This window comes from Trichloromonas sp., from assembly GCF_041583255.1.
Lineage (GTDB): Bacteria > Desulfobacterota > Desulfuromonadia > Desulfuromonadales > Trichloromonadaceae > Trichloromonas.
On the sequence record NZ_JBFHGD010000290.1, the window covers coordinates 1 to 3334 of the forward strand.

Annotated in this window: 6 protein-coding genes; 5 read left to right on the top strand and 1 reads right to left on the bottom strand. The window is 57.9% G+C overall.

Annotation, left to right across the window (positions count from 1 at the left end):
• The 5 genes from ABYV89_RS15755 to ABYV89_RS15775 form a co-directional block, all read left to right on the top strand.
• On the top strand, positions 1-670 hold a 670-nt coding region (locus ABYV89_RS15755), incomplete at its 5' end, for a permease (protein ID WP_432823888.1).
• Between the two features lie 59 nt (positions 671-729).
• Complete coding sequence (locus ABYV89_RS15760; protein WP_432823889.1) at positions 730-966, top strand: thioredoxin family protein; 237 nt, start codon at positions 730-732, stop codon at positions 964-966.
• A gap of 34 nt (positions 967-1000) precedes the next feature.
• On the top strand, positions 1001-1363 hold the full coding sequence (locus ABYV89_RS15765; protein WP_432823890.1) for a thioredoxin family protein: 363 nt from the start codon (positions 1001-1003) through the stop codon (positions 1361-1363).
• A 30-nt stretch (positions 1364-1393) separates the two neighbouring features.
• On the top strand, positions 1394-2071 hold the full coding sequence (locus ABYV89_RS15770) for a cytochrome c biogenesis CcdA family protein (RefSeq protein WP_432823893.1): 678 nt from the start codon (positions 1394-1396) through the stop codon (positions 2069-2071).
• 21 nt (positions 2072-2092) lie between these two features.
• A complete protein-coding gene (locus ABYV89_RS15775) occupies positions 2093-2581 on the top strand; it encodes a rhodanese-like domain-containing protein (RefSeq protein WP_432823891.1) in 489 nt (162 codons plus the stop codon).
• A 13-nt stretch (positions 2582-2594) separates the two neighbouring features.
• On the opposite strand, the gene arsB is transcribed toward ABYV89_RS15775, so the two are convergent.
• A partial coding sequence (arsB, locus tag ABYV89_RS15780; RefSeq protein WP_432823892.1) for an ACR3 family arsenite efflux transporter occupies positions 2595-3334 on the bottom strand: 740 nt, incomplete at its 5' end.

Consider the following 3334-nt stretch of genomic DNA (forward strand, 5'->3'; position numbering starts at 1 on the left):
GCCGCAAAGCGATTCCGGTCTTTGGCATGCGATTTACGCCGCCAAGTGGCCGATTACCGGATTCTTTGCGCTGGTCTTAGGGCTGGCTCTTGGGTTGTGGTTTAAGGTCGGCCGAATAAAATTGCTGCTGGCGGCATTACCGGTGGTCGTGCTGGCGTTGGCGGTGCCGCAGCATCCGGCTCTCGCCTTTGTCGCCGGCACCCTCGGCCTTTCGCTGCTGACCGCGACCGATAAAAATGAAGATGGCGAACTGCGGGAATGGTTCGATACCTCCTGGGATTTCGCCAAGAAAATACTGCCGCTCCTTTTTTACGGAGTGCTGATCGCCGGCGCCCTGCTCGGTCGTCCCGGTCATGAGGCCCTGATCCCTTCAAGCTGGGTCGCCGGGCTGGTCGGCGGTAATTCACTGCAGGCCAATCTCTTTGCCTCGGTCGCTGGCGCCTTCATGTATTTTGCTACCCTCACCGAGGTTCCGATTTTGCAGGGGTTGATCGGCGCCGGGATGGGCAAGGGGCCGGCCCTGGCCCTGTTGCTGGCCGGCCCGGCTCTGTCGCTCCCCAACATGCTGGTCATCCGCAGTGTCATGGGGACGAAAAAGACCGTAGTCTTTGTTTTGTTGGTGATGGGCATGGCGACCGTTAGTGGTTTGATCTACGGAACCTTATTTTAATCGGATTGGCGGGAATTCCGTCCCGTTTACTCAAGTGAAATGAAAGAAAGGAAGAGATGATGAAAAAAATCCAGGTACTCGGAAGTGGCTGCACGAAGTGCAATGAACTGGCCGCCAATGCCAGGGAAGCCGTTCAGGTGCTCGGTTTGGACGCCGAGGTGGAAAAGGTCACCGATTTGATGGAAATTACGAAGTTCGGCATCCTCTCCACGCCGGGCCTTGCTATTGACGGCAAGGTGGTTTCCCAGGGGAAGCTGCTCAAGCCGGACCAAATCATGAAATTGCTGCGCCCTTGAATCTAAAAGGATAATGCCCAACCTGGAGATAACGATGCTGAAAATCCGAAATGTACTCATGGTCGCCATTCTGACCCTGCTACTGGCAGGAATCAGTTCGGCGGCGGAGAAACTTCCCCATTTGATCGATTTGGGTGCCGACAAGTGCATCCCCTGCAAGATGATGGCGCCGATTCTTGATGAGCTGGGCACCGAGTTCGCCGGACAGTTGAAGGTGACGTTTATTGATGTCTGGAAAAATCGTGATCAGGGAGCAGAATATGGTGTGAGGATGATTCCCACGCAGATTTTTTACGACCCCGATGGTAAAGAGCTGTACCGGCATCAGGGGTTTTTCGGTAAAGAAGAGATCCTGACCAAGTGGCGCGAACTGGGCTACGAGTTCACCCATAAATAAAGAGGCCCCGTGGAATCACTTTTCCTGAGTATGAGCGCAGCGATATCAGGGACACCGCTATTGGCTCTGGCGGCAGCGCTGGCCTGGGGTGTGGTCAGTGTGGTCCTGTCTCCTTGTCACTTGGCCAGCATTCCGTTGATTGTCGGGTTCATCGACGGCCAGGGACGGATGAGCACCCGTCGCGCTTTTGTCATATCCATTCTGTTCGCCGTTGGCATTCTCATCACCATTGCTCTTATCGGAGTTGCTACCGCCATCGCAGGACGGATGCTGGGGGACGTGGGGGTCTGGGGGAACTGGTTGGTCGCTGCCGTCTTTCTGCTGGTCGGCCTGCATCTGCTCGATATCATTCCCCTTCCATGGGCCGCTCCCGGGCGGGTCGGAATCGCACGCAAGGGGATGCTCGCCGCTTTTCTGCTTGGATTGATTTTCGGTATCGCGTTGGGGCCATGTTCCTTCGCCTATATGGCCCCGGTTCTCGGGGTGGCATTCGGCGAAGCGACCGGAAACATGTTGTATGCCGCGATGCTGCTGCTGGCCTATGGCATTGGGCATTGTTCGGTGATTGTGCTGGCCGGCACCTTTACTGAGCTGATTCAGCGCTATCTGGACTGGAATGAAAAGTCGAAGGGGGCCATCATGCTCAGAAGAATATGCGGATTGCTGGTGATTGTCGCCGGCATCTGGCTGGTCTATTCGGCGCCTTGAACCCTGATCAGGAGAATGTGTGTGAAAAAGTTGCTGTTGGGCATGGTAATGGGAGTGTTATTCGGAATCTGTACTGCCCAGGCCGAGGGACCGCCCAGCCTCGAAGAGTATGTGCGCAGTTTTGATTACGAAGCGCGCCTCGACATGAAGATCGACAGCAAGGGGCTGCTGCCGCTGCTCGTTTCGGGGCAAGGGGTGCTGGTCGATATCCGCTTTGCCGAGGAGGTGGCGGTCTGGCGCACCGGTTTCGCCCTGACCATTCCGCTTAACGAGTTGCCGGCACGACTGGCAGAACTGCCGAAAGACAAAATCATCGTGACAGCCTGCCCGCACAAAGACCGCTCGATCATCGCCATGACCTACCTGCGCACCAAGGGATACCAGAGCAGGTATCTCACCGATGGGCTGATCGGCCTGGCCGAACTGCTGCGGGGGGATCGGGCGCTGGATCTGGCCGAAGAGTTGTCGCTGATCCGTGCGAAACCGGCGGCCAGTCCCGTCGGAGAATGAGTCGGACCCGGCCTCAGAGATCTGCTGCCAACTTCCCGGCAAAGCAGCGTTTCCGCAGCCAGAAGGCGACGTGGACCAGGCCGATCAACGCCGGCACCTCCACCAGCGGGCCGATGACGGCCGTGAACGCGGCGGCTGAATTGATGCCGAAGACCGCCACCGCCACGGCAATGGCCAGCTCGAAGTTGTTGCCGGAGGCGGTGAAGGCGATGGTCGCGGTTTTCGAATAGTCGGCACCGGCCTTGATCCCCATCCAGAAACTCACCAGGAACATCACCACAAAATAGATCAGCAGCGGCACCGCGATGCGCAGCACGTCGAGGGGGATCTGCACGATCAGGTTCCCCTTCAGGCTGAACATCACGACGATGGTGAAGAGCAGGGCGATCAGGGTGATCGGGCTGATCTTCGGGATGAACTTCTCCTCGTACCAGCTTCGCCCCCTGTGCTTGACCAGCACCAGGCGGGTGAGCATCCCGGCCAAAAAGGGGATGCCGAGGTAGATGAAGACGCTCTCGGCGATCTGGCCGATGGAGACCTCGACCACCGCCCCCTGCAGGCCGAACAGCGGCGGCAGCACGGTGATGAACAGCCAGGCGTAGACGCTGTAGAAGAGCACCTGGAAAATGCTGTTGAAGGCGACCAGGCCGGCGCAGTAGTCGGTGTTCCCCTTGGCCAGTTCATTCCAGACGATGACCATGGCGATGCAGCGGGCCAGGCCGATCATGATCAGCCCGACCATGTATTCGGGCA

What these genes read in the sequence shown, in the direction of transcription:
- ABYV89_RS15760 (WP_432823889.1), top strand. Translation starts at nt 730, where the DNA reads ATGAAAAAAATCCAGGTACTCGGAAGTGGCTGCACGAAGTGCAATGAA.
- ABYV89_RS15765 (WP_432823890.1), top strand. Translation starts at nt 1,001, where the DNA reads ATGCTGAAAATCCGAAATGTACTCATGGTCGCCATTCTGACCCTGCTA.
- ABYV89_RS15770 (WP_432823893.1), top strand. Translation starts at nt 1,394, where the DNA reads ATGAGCGCAGCGATATCAGGGACACCGCTATTGGCTCTGGCGGCAGCG.